Raw genomic sequence first — 16,150 nt, 5'->3', positions numbered from 1 at the left:
CCCCTAGTACTTCAGCAGGTTGGTGTCGTCGACCGAGGCCGAACGCCGGGTGCGGAAGATGGCCATGATGATCGCGAGCCCTACGACGACCTCCGCGGCGGCGACGACCATCACGAAGAACGCCATGACCTGGCCCTCGATCGAGCCGTTGATGCGCGCGAAGGTGACAAGCGACAGGTTCACCGCGTTCAGCATCAACTCGATGCACATGAACACCACGATGGCGTTGCGGCGCACGAGGACCCCGACCGCGCCGATGGTGAACAGCAGCGCGGAAAGCAGCAGGTAATAGGTGGGGGTCACTCGCCCTCCCCCTTCTCTTCACGGCCGGTCAGCGCGTGCGCGTCCGGTTTTGCCGTGTCGTCGGCGACCTGCTCGCGGTCGGCGGTCAACCGTGCGGCGGGAGTCGATTCGATGATCTCGGACAGCGACTCCGGGGCGACCGAACCGTCGGGCAGCAGCGCGGGCGCGGCCACCGAGTTGGTCGTGGCGTAGACACCGGGTCCCGGCTTCGGCGAAGGGCGCTCGTACTCGCCCCTGAACCTGGCGACGACGAGTTCGCGCTGACCGCGCTTGCCCGCCTTGGAGTGCCGGTCGGTGAACGCCAGCACCATGGCACCCATCGCCGCGACGATCAGCAGCGCCGAGGTCAGTTCGAAGGGAAAGAGGTAGTCGGTGAAGATCAGCCTGCCGAGGCCACCCGCGCCGCCGCCGTCCGGAGCCCACGAGTCCAATGGCGGCGCGGGCGTGACGTTGGCCATCGACCTGGTGAGCGCGCCGGCGAGCACACCGGCGACGCCGACCCCGAGTATCGCGGCGGCCAGCCGTTGTCCCCTGAGCACTTCGACGACGGAGTCGGAGGATTCTCGGCCCACCATCATCAGCACGAACAGGAACAGCATCATGATCGCGCCGGTGTAGACGATGATCTGGGTGAAACCGAGGAACGGCGCGCGCTGGATCAGGTAGAGCATGCCGAGCGAGAGCATGGTCAACACGAGCCACAACGCGGAGTGCACGGCGTTGCGGGCGAAGATCATGCCGAGCGCACCGGCCACCGCGATGGGTGCGAGCACCCAGAACGCGACGGCCTCCCCCGTCGAGACGGTCGCCTGCTCGGTCGCCTGAGCAAGGAGTGGCGCGATCATTGCATTGCCTTCTCTTCACTCGTCTCGACGGTTTCACCGGAAGGGACACCGCGGTCGCGAGCCAGTTCCGGGCCGTTGACGTAGTAGTCCTGCTCGTCCTTGCCGAGCCGCATGGGGTGGGGTGGTTGCTCCATCCCCGGCAGCAGCGGCGCGAGCAGGTCCTCCTTGGTGTAGATGAGGTCCTGCCGGTTGTCGTTGGCGAGTTCGTAGAAGTTGATCATCGTCAGCGACCGGGTCGGGCAGGCCTCGACGCACAACCCGCAACCGATGCAGCGCAGGTAGTTGATCTGGTAGTCCATGCCGTAGCGCTCGCCTGGCGAGTACCGGGCTTCCTCGGTGTTGTCGCCACCCTCGACGAAGATCGCGTCGGCAGGACAGGCCCATGCGCACAGCTCGCAGCCGACACACTTCTCCAGCCCGTCGGGATGCCGGTTGAGCTGGTGACGCCCGTGGTATCGGGGCGCGGCAGGCGCGCCGATCTCCGGATACTCCTCGGTGATGACCTTCTTGAACATCATCGAGAAGGTGACGCCGAAGCCCTTGATGGGATCAAATATCCCCATCGGAACCCTCCTTCGTGGCAGCGACCGCGGCCGGTTCCTTCTTCTCCGCCTTGGCTTTGGCTTTCAGTGCCTTCCTGCGCGGTGTCGTATCGGGAACCTTCAGATCGAGCGGCGGTACCGGATAGCCTCCGCCGGTGATCGGCACCGAATCGTCGTCGGGTATCCGTTTTTCGGGCAGCAGCAGGGTAAGCAACACGATGACCACGATGACGATGCCGCCGATGATCAGTATCTGACCGGTGGAGACGTTGCCCTCGTTGCGGATTGCCCTGATGGCCGCGATGAGCACCAGCCAGACGAGGTTGGCCGGAACGAGCACCTTCCAGCCGAGCTTCATGAACTGGTCGTAGCGGAATCGCGGCAGCGTGCCCCTCAGCCAGATGAAGAGGAACAGCAGGCCGCCCATCTTGATGAAGAACCACAGAACCGGCAGCCAGCCCTGGTTGAGCGCGTGGTCGACCCCGACGAACGGGAACAGGTAGCCGCCGAGGAACAGTGTCGTCGCGAACGCCGAGACGATCACCATGTTGGTGTACTCGGCGAGGAAGAACATCGCGAACTTCATTGAGCTGTACTCGGTGTGGAAACCGCCGACCAGTTCCGATTCGGCCTCGGGAAGGTCGAACGGCGCCCTGTTCGTCTCGCCGACCATCGAGATCAGGTAGATGACGAAGCTCGGCAACAGCAGGTAGAAGTACCAGCCGCTCGCCTGCGCGTCGACGATCCCTCCCGTCGCGAGCGTGCCCGAGTAGAGCACGACACCGACGATCGAAAGTCCCATCGCGATCTCGTAGGAGATCACCTGCGCGGCGGAGCGCATACCGCCGAGCAGCGGGTAGGGCGAGCCGGAAGCCCAGCCCGCGAGCACGATGCCGTAAACGCCGATGGAGGCACCGGCGAGGATCAGCAGGACGCCGACCGGCAACTCGACGAGCTGCAAAACGGTGCGTTCCCCGAAGATCGTCACCTCAGGTCCGAACGGGATCGCCGCGAGCCCGATGAGCGCTGGGACGACGGCGATGATCGGTGCCAGGAAGTACACCTTGCGATCGGCCGTGTCCGGGATGATCTGTTCCTTGAACGGAAGCTTGATCGCGTCGGCGACGGCTTGCAACGACCCCTTCGGCCCGACCCTGTTCGGTCCCGGCCGGTTCTGCATCCTGCCGACCGTCTTGCGCTCTCCGACGATCAGCACGACCGTCATGATCGGACCGATGAGCATCAGCACGACGGCCTTGAGCAGAATCAGCCACAACGGGTCGTCCGCGAGCAGTTCCGCCCTCGTCATGGGCTCCTGCACCTGCGCGAGCAACGGTGTCACTGTGCACCTCCGGCCGCGATCGTCACCACGGCACCGTGTCCGACGCCGAGGGTGGCGCGAACCTTCGAGCCATCCGAGTTGCCCGGCAACCACACGACCCCTTCGGGGAGGTCGGCGACCTCGCAGGGCAACGTGATGGATCCTCGGCCGGTGGAGACGGTGATCAGGTCGCCGACCGTCGCCGCCGTCTCCTTCGACACCTTCGCCACGACCTTGCGGGCCGTTCCCGCGAGGTCGGGTTCGTCCACGAGCAGCGAACCGTCGTCGATGAGCCTGCGCCAGGTCGCCAGCACCGCCTCGCCCCGCCCCGGAGTGCGGGCATGCCCGTCGGGGACGTCGGGCGCGGCCGCGGCTCCCCCATATCCGAGCAGTTTGCGGAGGTCCCCGCTCGCGGCGGCGGGGGTCTGGGTGAACAGGTCGACGTCCATCTCGACGCCGAGCGTGTCGAGCACTCGGCAGTCGGGCAGCGCCCCGGTTCCGTCGAGGGTCACCGTGAACTCGCGGGAGCGGCCCTCCCAGTTGAGGAAGGAACCCGACTTCTCGTCGACGGGCGCGACGGGAAGCACGACGTCGGCGTGCTCGGTGACCACGCTGGGCCGCAGTTCGAGGCTGACGACGAACTCCGCCGCCCGCAACGCCTTCCTCGCCAGTACGGGGTCGGGCAGATCGTCGGGGTCGACACCGCCGACGAGCAGGCCGTCGAGGTCGCGAGTGACGACCGCGTCGAGGATGCCGGTGGTGTCCCTGCCAGGTGCCGACGGCAGCGAACCCTTTTCGACGCCCCACAGTCGCTCGACCTCGGCGCGGGCCTGCGCGTCGAGGACGGGACGGCCGCCTGGCAACAGCGTCGGCAGGGCACCTGCCTCGACCGCTCCCCTTTCGCCTGCCCTGCGCGGGATCCAGGCCAGCGCGGCACCGGTGCGTTCCGACAACCGGTGCAGCGCCGAGAAGAGTCCGGGCACCTCGGCTGCCCGCTCACCGACGAGCAACACGGCGCCGTCCTGACGCAGCCGCTCGTCGAGGTCGGGTGCGTGGTAGGCGATGCCGTCGACGGCGGTGGCCTCGCCACCGGGAACGCACGCGAGCAGTTCACCGAAGGTCTTGGTGACCGCAGGCGAGGTCCACTGTCCGATGTGGACGACTTTGGCTCCGTGGTCGCGGGCCGCCTTGCGCAGCCTGAGGAAGACCGCGGGGGCCTCCTCCTCAGGTTCGAACGCGACACACAGCACGAGCGGCGCCCGCTCGATCGCCGCGAACGTGACGCCGTTGTCGGGCGAGGTTCCGGCGACCCTCGCGCCGAGGAAGTCCAGCTCCTCAGCGGAATGCGCGCGTGCCCTCGCGTCGATGTCGTTGGTCCGCAGCGCCAGCCTCGCGAACTTCGCGTAGGCGTAGGCGTCCTCGACCGTCGACCGTCCACCGGTCAGCACACCGACACCGGCGGCGTCCCTGGCCTTGGCAAGGCCCTCCGCCGCGACCCGCAGCGCCTCGGTCCAGGAAGCCTCTTCGAGTTCACCGGTCTCGGCGTTGCGCACGAGCGGCGTCCGGATCCGGTCGGCCGCCGTCGAGTACCGGAACGCGAAGCGGCCCTTGTCGCAGATCCACTCCTCGTTGACCTCGGGGTCCTCGCCCGCGAGCTTGCGCATGACCTTGCCGCGCCGGAAGTCGGTGCGCTCGGCGCAGCCCGAAGAGCAGTGCTCACACACGCTCGGCGACGACACGAGGTCGAAGGGCCTCGAACGGAACCGGTACTGCGCGCTGGTGAGCGCGCCGACAGGGCAGATCTGGATCGTGTTGCCCGAGAAGTAGCTCTGGAACGGCGTTCCCGCGCTCGTCTGCGACGCGCTTTCGATCGCCGCCGTCTCCGACGTACCGATCTGCTGGTGTGCCCCGCGTTCGAGCAGGTCGATGAACGGGTCGCCCGCGATCTGCGCGGAGAATCGGGTGCAGCGCTGGCACAGCACGCAGCGCTCGCGGTCGAGCAACACCTGAGTCGAGATCGGCAGCGGCTTCGGGAAGGTGCGCTTGGTGTCCCTGAAACGGGATTCCGGCCTTCCGTGCGCCATCGCCTGGTTCTGTAGTGGACACTCGCCGCCCTTGTCGCAGATGGGGCAGTCGAGCGGGTGGTTGATGAGCAGCAGCTCCATCACACCCTGCTGGGCCTTGTCGGCGACGGGCGAGGTGAGCTGAGTCTTGACGACCATGCCGTCCGCGACCGTCATCGTGCACGAAGCCTGCGGCTTCGGCATCGGCCTTCCGCCCATCTCCACCTCGACGAGGCACTGGCGACAGGCTCCGGCCGGGTCGAGCAGCGGGTGGTCGCAGAACCGGGGAACGACGGTCCCCAGCCGTTCGGCCGTGCGGATCAGCAGCTCGCCCTTGGGGGCGATGACTTCCTCACCGTCGATGGTCAGCTTGACGTGGCCTTCCGGAACCGGCTGGTCGGTCGTGGCCTTGTCGGGTGCGATCGTCATGATGCCTGCGCTCCCACAAGTTCGGGCTTGTCCGCCCTGTTCTTCTCACACAACGCGAGGAACTCGGCCTTGAAATACTTGATGCCACTGGTGATCGGGCTTACCGCGCCGTCGCCGAGCGCGCAGAACGAGCGGCCGAGAATGTTGTCGCAGACGTCGAGCAAGGTGTCGATGTCTTCCTCGGTGCCATTTCCCTCGACCATGCGTTCGAGGATCTGGGCCAGCCAGTAGGTCCCTTCCCTGCACGGCGTGCACTTGCCACACGACTCGTGCTCGTAGAACTGGGTCCACTTCATGACGGCCCACGGGACCGAAACGGTCTCGTTGAAGACCTGCACGGCAGTGGTGCCCAGCATCGAACCGGCCTCGGCAGCGCCCTCGAAGTCCAGCGGGACGTCGAGGTGTTCAGCCGTGAACAACGGGGTCGAGGAACCGCCGGGAGTCCAGAACTTCAGCGGAATGCCGTCCTTCATTCCGCCGCACAGTTCGAGCAACTCCCGAAGCGTCGTGCCCAGCGGGGCCTCGTACTGGCCAGGCCGCTCGACGTGCCCCGAGATCGAGAAGATCTTCGGGCCTGGCGACTTCTCCCTGCCCATCGCCCTGAACCAGTCGGCGCCGCCGTTGATGATGTAGGGAACGCTCGCGATGGTCTCGACGTTGTTCACCGTCGTCGGCGCCGCGTACAACCCCGCCGCCGCGGGGAACGGTGGCTTCAGCCTCGGCTGCCCCCTCCTGCCCTCAAGCGAGTCGAGCAGTGCCGTCTCCTCGCCACAGATGTAGGCACCCGCACCGGCGTGGATCGTCATGTCGAGGTCGAAACCGGAGCCGAGGATGTTCTTGCCGAGGTATCCGGCTTCGTAGGCTTCCTTGACGGCCGCGTTCAACCTGCGGATGCAGTGCAGCGCCTCGCCGCGCACGTAGATGAAGCAATGGTGGGAACGCATCGCGTACGCCGCGATGATGCAGCCCTCGATCAGCGAATGCGGATCGGCCATCATCAGCGGGATGTCCTTGCAGGTCCCCGGCTCGCCCTCATCGGCGTTGATCACCAGGTAGTGCGGCTTGTCCTCGTTGGGCGGCATGAACGACCACTTCACGCCCGCGGGGAAACCGGCACCGCCCCTTCCCCGCAGGCCCGAATCCTTGACGAGCTGCACCAGCTGCTCGGGCGTTCCGGCGAGCGCCTTGCGGAAAGCCGTGTAGCCCTCCAGCTTCTCGTAGGTCGACAGCCGCCACGACTGCGGCGACAACCACCGCTTCGTGAGTACCGGGGTGACCGGATCCGCGCTCATTTCGCCTCCAGTTCCGGCAGGGGGACGTTGTCCGCCATGGCGGGAGCCGTCCAGCCGCGATCCGCGGCCAACTGCGCGCCCCGCAGGGTCTCCACGGCCTGGGAAGGTCCGTCGACGTCAGCCCTGAACACGTCCTCCTCCTCGGGGAAGAACCCGGCGAGCTGACGTTCGACCGACTTGAAATCGGAAAGCGGCGCGCCCCGGGTCGGCGCGGGCTTTTCCCCGCGCCGCAACGCATCGACGAGTTCGACGGCCGACTCCGGCGTCTGGTTGTCGTAGTACTCGTAGTTCACCTGCAACACCGGCGCGAGGTCGCAAGCGGCAAGACACTCGGCGTGCTCGATCGTGACCGAGCCCCGTTCGCCGGGCGTTCCCGCGGTTTCCTCGTGACCGAGCGGCTTTCCGTCCTCGCCGAGGTGTTCACCGAGCTTGCGGTAGATCGCGTCGCCGCCGAGCGCGGCACACAGGGTGTTGGTGCACACACTCACAAGGTGCTCACCGCACGGCTTGCGCTTGTACATCGTGTAGAAGGTGGCCACCGCGCTCACCTCGGCCTCGGAAAGGCCGAGCTGCTCCGCGCAGAAGGCGATGCCTTCCTGGCTCACGTAACCCTGCACCGACTGCACGAGGTGCAGCATCGGGAGCAAGGCCGACCTCGACTGCGGGTACCGGTCCGCCAATTCGCGCGCTTTCGCCACGATGTCGGCGTCGAACGGCTCCTGCTGGGCACTCAACGGTCCACTCCCCCCATCACAGGGTCGATCGAGGCGACCGCGGCGATCACGTCGGCGACGAGACCACCCTCCGACATCGCCGGCATTGATTGCAGGTTCACGAAACTCGGTTCCCTGACGTGCACGCGCAACGGCCTTGTCCCACCGCCGGAGACGAGGTGGAAGCCCAGTTCGCCCCTCGGGGATTCGACGGGCACGTACACCTGTCCCGGTGGGACGTGGAAGCCTTCCGTGACCAGCTTGAAGTGATGGATGAGCGATTCCATCGACTGGCCCATGATCTTGCGGACGTGGTCGAGCGAGTTGCCCATGCCGTCACTGGAGATCGAGAGCTGAGCGGGCCAGGCGACCTTCTTGTCCTCGACCATCACGGGGCCGGGTTCGAGCTTCTTCAGCACCTGCCTCACGATGCGCAGCGACTGGTGCATCTCCTCGACCCTGATGAGGTAGCGAGCCCAGCAGTCGGCGTCGGTCGAGGTCGGAACGTCGAAGTCGAACTCCTCATAGGACGAGTACGGCTCGACCTTGCGCAGATCCCACGGAAGCCCTGCCGAACGAAGTACCGGACCGGTGATACCGAGCGCGAGACACGCGTCGACGGGGAGGTAGCCGACGTCCTTGAGCCGGTTGCGCCAGATCGGCTGACCGGTGAACAGCTTGTCGTACAAGGGAAGCCGCTCGTCCATCACCTTGCAGAACGCGGTGACGGCCTGGTGGAAGTCCTCCGGCATGTCCTGCGCGAGCCCGCCCGGCCTGATGAACGCGTGGTTCATACGGAGCCCGGTGAGGTGTTCGAGCAGGTGAAGAACCTCTTCACGCTCGCGGAAGCCGAGCGTCATCGCGGTGGTCGCGCCGAGTTCCATTCCGCCGGTGGCGATGTAGACGAAGTGCGAGGCGATGCGGTTCAGTTCGAGCAACAACACCCGCAGGAGCTGTGCCCTGCGCGGAACCTCGATGCCGAGCAACTTCTCGACAGCGAGGCAGTAGCCCATCTCGTTGGAGAGCGGGGCGAGGTAGTCCATGCGCGTCACGAACGTGACGCCCTGAGTCCAGGTCCGGTACTCGCAGTTCTTCTCGATACCGGTGTGCAGGTAACCGATGACCGACCGGAGTTGGGTGACCGTCTCACCCTCCATCTCCAGCACAAGCCTGAGCACGCCGTGGGTCGAAGGGTGCTGTGGACCCATGTTGATGACCATGCGCTCGTCGTGCGTGGCATCGGAGAGGACGTCGTCCCAGTCGCCACCGCTGACGGTGTAGACCCGGCCTTCCGTCGTTTCCCTGTGCTCCGCGTACTGCGCGCTGGCCGAGCCTTCGGGCGAGGTGTCCGTCCCGGTCGTCGCGTCCGCGAGGCGATCGCTCGTTGTCATGAGCAAGACTCCTTCATGAGTACGACCTTCGCGTGTCGGGCGGCGGGATCTCCGCGCCCTTGTACTCAACGGGGATTCCGCCGAGCGGGTAGTCCTTGCGCTGCGGGTGACCGTCCCAGTCGTCGGGCATCAGAATTCGGGTCAGCGCGGGATGACCGTCGTAGATGATCCCGAACATGTCCCAGGCTTCCCGCTCTTGCCAGTCCGCCGTGGGATAGACATCCACAATGGACGGAACGTGCGGGTCGTCGACGTCGAGGGTGACCTCAAGCCGGATCCGCCTCCGGTAGGTCATCGAAGCCAGGTGATAGACGGAGTGCAGCCGCTGAGGGACGTCGACCCCGTAGTCCACACCGGACACCGAGGCGCACAGCTCGAAGTGAAGGCCCTTGTCGTCGCGGAGGGTCCTGCACACGGCGACGAGGTGCTCGCGAGCGACGTAGAAGGTGATCTCTCCTCGGTCGACGGTGACCTGGAGAATCGAGTCCGCCGGGACGCCGTTGTCGGCCAGCGCCGCGAAGAATTCGTCAGCGAAGTCGTCGAACCAGCCGCCATAGGGACGTTCGGCAGGCGGCGGCGAGTAGGCGGGAAGCCGAAGCCCGCCGTAACCGGAGGTGTCCCCGGACCCGGAAACACCGAACATGCCCTTGCGCTCGCTGCCCGCGACGACCGGCCGCGCCGGCCTCGCGGGTTCGGCGCCGCGTGGCTCGATGCCGGTCTCCGCCCGCTCCGCGCTGGACTGCTCGCCGCCGGTTTCTGGCTTCTCGTCAGGCATGCCCATCACTTCTTCGCGTACTTGATCGACGACGGGATCATCGGCGTGCGCTCACCGCTCGCCGCCCGGATGGCCGCCCTGCGCGGACCCATCGGCTCGTCCTGGATCTTGGCGTGGAGCTTGAGAATCGCGTCGAGCAACATCTCCGGCCTCGGCGGACAGCCCGGCAGGTACATGTCGACCGGGACGATGTGGTCGACACCCTGCACGACGGCGTAGTTGTTGAACATGCCGCCGGAGGAGGCACAGACACCCATCGCGAGCACCCAGCGCGGCTCGGCCATCTGGTCGTAGATCTGCCTGAGCACGGGCGCCATCTTCTGAGTGACCCTGCCCGCGACGATCATGAGATCAGCCTGGCGTGGTGTCGCGCTGAACCGCTCCATGCCGAACCGCGCGATGTCGTAGCGGGATCCGCCGGTCGTCATCATCTCGATGGCGCAACAGGCGAGCCCGAACGTCGCGGGCCACAGCGAGTTCTTCCTCGCCCAGTTGACCACGCCTTCGAGCTTGGCCAGCAGGATTCCGTTGGGGAGCTTCTCTTCGAGACCCATGATCTTCTAGTTCCAATCCAGCCCGCCGCGCCGCCACACGTAGGCGTCGGCAATGAAGAACGTCCCGATGAACAAGGCGACCGCGAAGACCCCCCACAGGCCGAGCGCGTCAGCCGAGACCGCGTAGGGGAAGAGGAACACCATCTCGATGTCGAACAAGATGAACAGCATCGCGGTGACGTAGTAGGCGACCGGCATCCTGCCCGCGCCGACGAGCGGCTGCGGTGACGGTTCGATGCCGCACTCGTATGCCGAGAGCTTCGCCTTGTTGTACCTGCTCGGTCCGACGAGGGGCCCGAGCAGCACGGAGAAGGTCGCAAAGGCGAGCGCCAGAACGAAGATCAACACAAGCGGGAGGTAGACGCCAAGGCCCGCCCCCACGCTCTCCTGTGCCAGTACCACCGGGGCTCCTGAGGAGTTCACTGCGGCACCATCCTTTCCGCGCCGCTGCGTTACGGACGTGTGTGTTGTGCGACTACTTGGCGGCACCCTAAGGGAGTTAGGTCACACCTCTGAGCGTTAGGGCACCCTTACTCGGTGTACTAACCGCCCCTGTCGTAGCCCGCCCACTTCACACAGCTTGTGAAATAGTTCACAAGCTTCGGTATGAAGTTGTGAACCGGTTCACAAAGCATGGGGGCAGTGTAGGACGCGAGTCACGCCGTTGTCGCTAGCCCCCGTGGTATAAGGCTTACCTAACCTGTTCGCCACGAACGGGTGACTTGCCGTGGTCGCAGGCCATAGACCTGCACGAAAGGGACATCGGCCGCGAGGCGCCGTCATCAAAGTACGTGCGTACTGTGAGCTTTCCCACCTCGGAAAAGGTGCCCAACCAGGGTGTGAACCGGGCGTGAGCCGCGCGAGTCCCCCGCTCCGGACGCCGAGATCCGCACCCGGGACGGCGAGATCCGCGTTCAGGACATCGAGGCGCGCATTCGGGTTGGCGAAGCAGGCGCCGCAGCGGCGAGCTCCCGAAACATGCCCTGGCCGCATCCGGCACCACGGCACCTTTGGTGCCACGGCATCCGGCACCTCGGGCTCCGGAGCGCCTGGACACCGCGGCGTCACGGCACCTTTGGCACCAGAGCGTCCGCGCACCACGGCACCTTGGCATCCAGCACCATAGGCACCACGGCCTCGGTGTCACGGCACCACGACGACCCCGTCCGCGACGTGGCACCTGTCCTTCGAGCGCTGCGGTGCCGTCAAGCGCTGGGCGCGGCCTTGGCGAGCAGTGAGATGACCCGGTCGACCCCGTCGCCGCCCTTGGCGTCGTAGCAGCCGGAAAGCCCCTTGTAGACAAGAGGAATCAGGGCATTGACCCTGAGTCCGTACTTCGTCGCCGCGCGCATGACCTTCGGCTTGCCGATGGCTTTCGCGAAGATGTTGCCGAGCCGGTAGTAGCCGCCCATCAGGTCGGCGAGTGCGCGAGGGTAGCCGTTGAGCGCCCGTTCCCTCGACGGCCCTTCTGGCCGTGCCAACGCCTGCAACACGTGTTCGGCGGCGAGTTGAGCGGATTCCATGGCCGCCGAAATGCCCTCGCCGTTGAACGGGCTGACCATGCCTCCCGCGTCACCGAGCAACAGCAGGCCATCGCGGTAATGGGGAGTCCGGTTGAAGCCCATCGGCAAGCCGGCGCCGCCGATCTTGCCGACCGCGTTCTCCTCGCGGTAGCCCCATTCCTCGGGGGTGGAGTCGAGCCACGACCGCAGCAGGGCACGGTAGTCGATGCTGCGGAAGGACGACGACGTCGACAGCATTCCCAGCCCAACGTTGACGGTCCCGTCACCCAGTGGGAAAGCCCAGCCATAGCCGGGAAGCAGCTTCGGATTCCTCGGATCCGCCCTGTCCCAGAGTTCGAGGTGGCCCTCGATGTAGCGCTCGTCGTGCCGGGGACTGCGGTAATAGCGCCGCACCGCGACGCCGAGCGGTCGCTTCTCGTTCTTCTCGATGCCGATCGAGAGGGCCAGCCGCGCGGAAACACCGTCACACGCGAGCACCAGCGGAGCGCGGAAACTGACGGGACGGCGGTCTTCCCCCGACTTGCCGGTGACGCCGACGACCCTTCCCGTTCGCTCATCGGTGATGGCGCCGGTGACCGTTGTGCGTTCGAGCATCCTTGCACCGGACTTGACGGCGGCTTTCGCCAGCACGTCGTCGAAGTCGTGCCTGGTTCTGGCCACCCCATAGGGCGGGTAGCTGGTGAGGTCCGGCCAGTCCAGTTCGAGGGTCAGCTCGCCGGTGAGAATCCGAAGTCCCCTGCTGTGCATCCAGCCGTCGGACTCACTCGTGTCGATGCCGAGATCGATGAGCTGCTTGACGCCGCGTGGGGTCAGTCCGTCACCGCACACCTTGTCGCGAGGGAACGTGCTCTTCTCCAGCAACAGAACGTCGACGCCCGCACGGGCGAGGTACGTCGCGGCCGTCGAACCTGCTGGGCCTGCGCCAACGACGATGACCTCGGCATCCTGAGTCATGTCCGCGAGTCTACGGAAGGGAGTGCGCGGCCATGCGGCTCAGTCGGTCGCTTCGGGTTTCCTCGCCCTGTGGATGGCGACGACACCGAACGTGAGGTTCATCCACTCGACGCTGGTCCAGCCCGCGGCGGCGATGATCTCGCCGAGCCCGCGCTGATCGGGCCAGGTGAGCATGGACTCAGCCAGGTACCCGTATGCCTCGGGGTTGGACGAAGCCCTGCGGCCGAGCCAGGTCATGGCCCGCAGCACGACCTTGCGGTAAAGGAACCTGATCGGCGGGAACGTCGGCGTCGACACCTCGCACACCACAAGCCGGCCACCTGGCCTGACCACCCTGGCGATCTCGACGAGAGCGGCCTTCGTGTCCACGAAGTTGCGGATGCCGAAAGAGATCGTCGCCGCGTCGAAACTGTTGTCGGCAAAGGGCAACCGCAACGCGTCGGCAGCGACCATCGGCACCCCGCGGTCGAGCCCGCTCTTCAACATGCCAAGTGAGAAATCGGCCGCGACGCACCAGGCGCCGTTGCGGGCGTATTCCTTCGTGGAGACTCCGGTGCCCGCCGCGAGGTCGAGCACCTTCTCTCCCTCACGAGCGTCGAGCACCCTCGCCGTGATGATGCGCCAACGGCGGTCGAAACCGAAGGTCATCACCGAGTTCGCGCGGTCGTAGCCCGCCGCGACTCCGTCGAACATGGCAGCGACCTCGCGAGGATCCTTATCCAGGCTCGCTCGGGACATGTCGGAAGTGTAGATGCGACAGGTCCACACCGCGCCCACGCGGTGCGGCGACAACGGTCGTGGTCGCGCGTCCGGGGTTGCTCGGGGAAGGGCTCCACCAGGTCACGGCCCCGGACGGCGATCACGGCGGGTCGACATCTGCTTTGCCGTGTCGGGATTGTCACTGGCAGCGACATGGTGACTACCGTGCCGCTCGTGTCTGGTGTCGGCTGTGTCTGTGTGGGCTGTGTCTGTGGGCAGCAGGGGCTTCGGGTCCACAGTGGATTGTGGGTCCGGTGGGCTTGGGTTTGGTGGGTGTGAGTTGGCTGGGCGGCCATCACCCTCGGCGGCACTGGGTCGGCGGCACTGGGTCGGCGGTGGTGGGTGAGCGTCGGCAGTGGGTGGGCGGCTGCGCGTCAGCGATCGACGGCAGTGGGCATCTGCCACCGTGAACACCGCGAACGCGGATCTCACTGGCCTGAGTGCGGAACTCGCCGACCCGAGTGCGGAACTCGCCGACCTGAGTGCGGATCTCGGCGGCCTGGACGGGGGACTCGCGCTCACGGCGAGGGTCGGTCAGGGGGTCGGGGCTTCGGCTTCCGCCGCCACGGGCGACGCTCGGCGCTCGGCACGCAGCTTGCTCCGCAACCACCACAGCAACGGGCCCGCGATGAGCCACATGATGAGCACCGTGCTGCCGACCGGCAACAAGGTCAGCAACCAGGTCCGGCCCGCGACCTTCGCCAGCTCTGGATCCGTGGTGTCGTACTCGATCCTGATGAGCTGGCCCGCGCTCAGCCCACCCGGATAGAGCACGCCGTTCTCCGGACTGTGCGCGACACCGTCGGGCGTCTCGAACCTGATGATCGTCCTGTCGAACAACACCTGGTCGACCTGTGCGTTGGCGGTGCCGAGATGCGCCGAAATGGCCTGGTCGTTACGCAACGCCGCGAACACGAGCGTCACACCGAGCAACGTGATGACCACCGCGACGGCGAGAATCGCACCGAAACCGATGCGCGAGGCCCTGTTGTTCCCGCGAGCCTCAGCAGGCCGCGCACGCTCGACGGGCTGCGCAACCGGTTCGCCGGGGCTTGACTTGGTCACTGCTCACTTCCGCTGCTCAGGTGGGCTCGCCCGAGCATAACGGGAGCGTCGTTCGCCCCGTGTCCGCATTACCGCATTGCCGCTCTGCCCCGGGAAGACAGAGCGGCAATGCCCGTCAGTGCCCGGCCGCGAGCAGTTCGTGCGTGTGCCGGATCATCGGGTACGACTCGGGTTGTTCCACCGGACCACTACGTGCGGTCACCGCGCCGTTGGGTCCCTCCAAGGGTTTGCCAGCCGTGAACAACCACGTTTCGAAGACGTCGTCGAGCTGCTGCCCCGACAGTTTCTCCGCCAGCGCGATGAACTCGGGGATCGTGCCGTGGCCGTCCTTCTTCTCCTCAAGCCAGGTGCGCAGGATGGTGAAGAAAGTCTCGTCGCCGACGGCCTTGCGCAGGGCGTGCACGGCGAGCGCACCCCTGTCGTAGACGGCCGCGTGGAACTGGTTGTCCGCGCCGGGATCGCCGGGAAGGACCTGCCAGAACTCGTCGTCGGCCGGGAACGAGTCGTAGATGTATTGGGCGAGTTCGTCGGCTGTGCCCTCGCCCGCGTATTCCGACCACAGGTACTCGGAGTAGCTGGCGAAGCCCTCGTTGAGCCAGATATCGCTCCACGCGCCGAGCGCGACCGAATCACCGAACCACTGGTGTGCGTTCTCGTGCGCGACGACGGACATGTTGGTGCCGGACCGGAAGAACGCCCCGTCGTAGACCGACCTCGTCTGGTTCTCCAGCGCGAAGCCGAGCCCGTTCGTCGCGATCCCGCCCTGCGCTTCGAACGGGTAGGGACCGAAGAACCCTTCGAGGAATTCGACCATCTCCGGCGACCGTTCGATGCTCGCCTTCGCGGCGGGAAGGCTCGCGCCGAGCGAAGGGTCGTACGCGGTGATGAACGGCTGCCCGGACGGGGTGGTCGACTCAAGCACCTCGAAGTCGCCCACCGCGAGGAACGCGAGATAGGTGGCCTGTGGCTCGGTGCTTCGCCAGTTCCATCGCGTCCAGCCCTGTCGCTGTTGGGTCTTGCGCACGAGAGTTCCGTTGGACAGCGCGGAAACGTCGTCGGGTACCTCGACGGACACGTCGTAGGTCGCCTTGTCGGTGGGGTGATCGTTGGAGGGGAACCACCATTCGGCGATGCTCGGCTGATCGACGGCGAGCGCGCCGGTCGGTGTCTTCTTCCACGCCGTGAAGCCGTCGATACTCACCTCGGAAGGCGTGTCGGCGTACTTGACGACGACGGTGACGAACTGGTTCTTCCGCAACGGTTGGCGCGGGGTGACGACGAGTTCGCTGACGTCGGCGTCGTCCTTCTCGAACCTGGCGGGCGCGTTGTTGACGCGAACGGATTCGACGTTCAGCCCGAAGTCGAGGTTGAAGCGCGTCAGCTCCTGTGTCGTCGTCGCGAGGATGGTCGTCGTACCCGCGAGCCGGTCGGTTTCGGGGTGGTAGGTGAGGCGGATGTCGTAGTGGGCAACGTCGTAACCGCCGTTGCCCGCTCCCGGGTAGTACGGATCGCCGGCACCGGGAGCGCCTGGCCCGTTGGCCGCGCTCGCGGAGGTTGCCAGCAGAACGGTCGCGAGACCCGTCGCGACGGCGCCGTATCCGGCGCGGGTGTGAAGCCGCAT

At 66.3% G+C, this 16,150-nt stretch carries 15 protein-coding genes; all 15 read right to left on the bottom strand.

The genetic code is table 11. The annotated features are described in order from the left end of the window. Window positions 1-3: 3 nt before the first annotated feature. The 15 genes from nuoK to BAY61_RS02145 all read right to left on the bottom strand — a co-directional run bounded on the left by nuoK (window position 4) and on the right by BAY61_RS02145 (window position 16,150). On the bottom strand, window positions 4-303 hold the full coding sequence (gene nuoK / locus BAY61_RS02215; RefSeq protein WP_091801872.1) for an NADH-quinone oxidoreductase subunit NuoK: 300 nt from the start codon (window positions 301-303) through the stop codon (window positions 4-6). After that, window positions 300-1,148 (bottom strand): NADH-quinone oxidoreductase subunit J, encoded by an 849-nt coding sequence (locus BAY61_RS02210; protein ID WP_091801869.1) that lies wholly within the window; start codon window positions 1,146-1,148, stop codon window positions 300-302. Before BAY61_RS02210 ends, nuoK begins: the two co-directional genes overlap by 4 nt. After that, a complete protein-coding gene (gene nuoI / locus BAY61_RS02205) occupies window positions 1,145-1,711 on the bottom strand; it encodes an NADH-quinone oxidoreductase subunit NuoI (RefSeq protein WP_091801867.1) in 567 nt (188 codons plus the stop codon). Before nuoI ends, BAY61_RS02210 begins: the two co-directional genes overlap by 4 nt. Continuing rightward, on the bottom strand, window positions 1,698-2,999 hold the full coding sequence (gene nuoH, locus BAY61_RS02200) for an NADH-quinone oxidoreductase subunit NuoH (protein WP_091802531.1): 1,302 nt from the start codon (window positions 2,997-2,999) through the stop codon (window positions 1,698-1,700). Before nuoH ends, nuoI begins: the two co-directional genes overlap by 14 nt. A 29-nt stretch (window positions 3,000-3,028) precedes the next feature. After that, entirely contained in the window at window positions 3,029-5,503 is a 2,475-nt protein-coding gene (locus BAY61_RS02195) for an NADH-quinone oxidoreductase subunit G (protein ID WP_091801865.1), read from the bottom strand. Then, complete coding sequence (gene nuoF / locus BAY61_RS02190) at window positions 5,500-6,795, bottom strand: NADH-quinone oxidoreductase subunit NuoF (protein WP_091801863.1); 1,296 nt, start codon at window positions 6,793-6,795, stop codon at window positions 5,500-5,502. Before nuoF ends, BAY61_RS02195 begins: the two co-directional genes overlap by 4 nt. Beyond that, on the bottom strand, window positions 6,792-7,529 hold the full coding sequence (nuoE, locus tag BAY61_RS02185; protein WP_176879659.1) for an NADH-quinone oxidoreductase subunit NuoE: 738 nt from the start codon (window positions 7,527-7,529) through the stop codon (window positions 6,792-6,794). Before nuoE ends, nuoF begins: the two co-directional genes overlap by 4 nt. Then, on the bottom strand, window positions 7,526-8,899 hold the full coding sequence (locus BAY61_RS02180; RefSeq protein ID WP_091801859.1) for an NADH-quinone oxidoreductase subunit D: 1,374 nt from the start codon (window positions 8,897-8,899) through the stop codon (window positions 7,526-7,528). Before BAY61_RS02180 ends, nuoE begins: the two co-directional genes overlap by 4 nt. A 13-nt stretch (window positions 8,900-8,912) precedes the next feature. After that, a complete protein-coding gene (locus tag BAY61_RS02175) occupies window positions 8,913-9,680 on the bottom strand; it encodes an NADH-quinone oxidoreductase subunit C (RefSeq protein WP_091801857.1) in 768 nt (255 codons plus the stop codon). Continuing rightward, window positions 9,680-10,228, bottom strand: a complete 549-nt coding sequence (locus BAY61_RS02170) for a NuoB/complex I 20 kDa subunit family protein (RefSeq protein WP_091801854.1) — start codon at window positions 10,226-10,228, stop codon at window positions 9,680-9,682. Before BAY61_RS02170 ends, BAY61_RS02175 begins: the two co-directional genes overlap by 1 nt. A gap of 6 nt (window positions 10,229-10,234) precedes the next feature. Then, window positions 10,235-10,651, bottom strand: coding sequence for an NADH-quinone oxidoreductase subunit A (locus BAY61_RS02165; RefSeq protein ID WP_091801852.1), 417 nt, complete (start codon window positions 10,649-10,651; stop codon window positions 10,235-10,237). 782 nt (window positions 10,652-11,433) lie between these two features. Continuing rightward, complete coding sequence (locus BAY61_RS02160; protein WP_091801850.1) at window positions 11,434-12,705, bottom strand: geranylgeranyl reductase family protein; 1,272 nt, start codon at window positions 12,703-12,705, stop codon at window positions 11,434-11,436. A gap of 39 nt (window positions 12,706-12,744) precedes the next feature. Then, window positions 12,745-13,443, bottom strand: coding sequence for a demethylmenaquinone methyltransferase (locus BAY61_RS02155; RefSeq protein WP_091802528.1), 699 nt, complete (start codon window positions 13,441-13,443; stop codon window positions 12,745-12,747). A 555-nt stretch (window positions 13,444-13,998) separates the two neighbouring features. Further along, on the bottom strand, window positions 13,999-14,439 hold the full coding sequence (locus BAY61_RS02150; RefSeq protein ID WP_091802525.1) for a DUF3592 domain-containing protein: 441 nt from the start codon (window positions 14,437-14,439) through the stop codon (window positions 13,999-14,001). Between the two features lie 205 nt (window positions 14,440-14,644). After that, window positions 14,645-16,150 carry a M1 family metallopeptidase gene (locus BAY61_RS02145; RefSeq protein ID WP_091801847.1) on the bottom strand — a complete coding sequence of 502 codons (1,506 nt, stop codon included), beginning with the start codon at window positions 16,148-16,150 and terminating at the stop codon, window positions 14,645-14,647.

It is taken from the genome of Prauserella marina (assembly GCF_002240355.1).
GTDB classification, from domain to species: Bacteria; Actinomycetota; Actinomycetes; order Mycobacteriales; family Pseudonocardiaceae; genus Prauserella_A; species Prauserella_A marina.
This window is presented reverse-complemented; position numbering and strand designations above follow the sequence as displayed.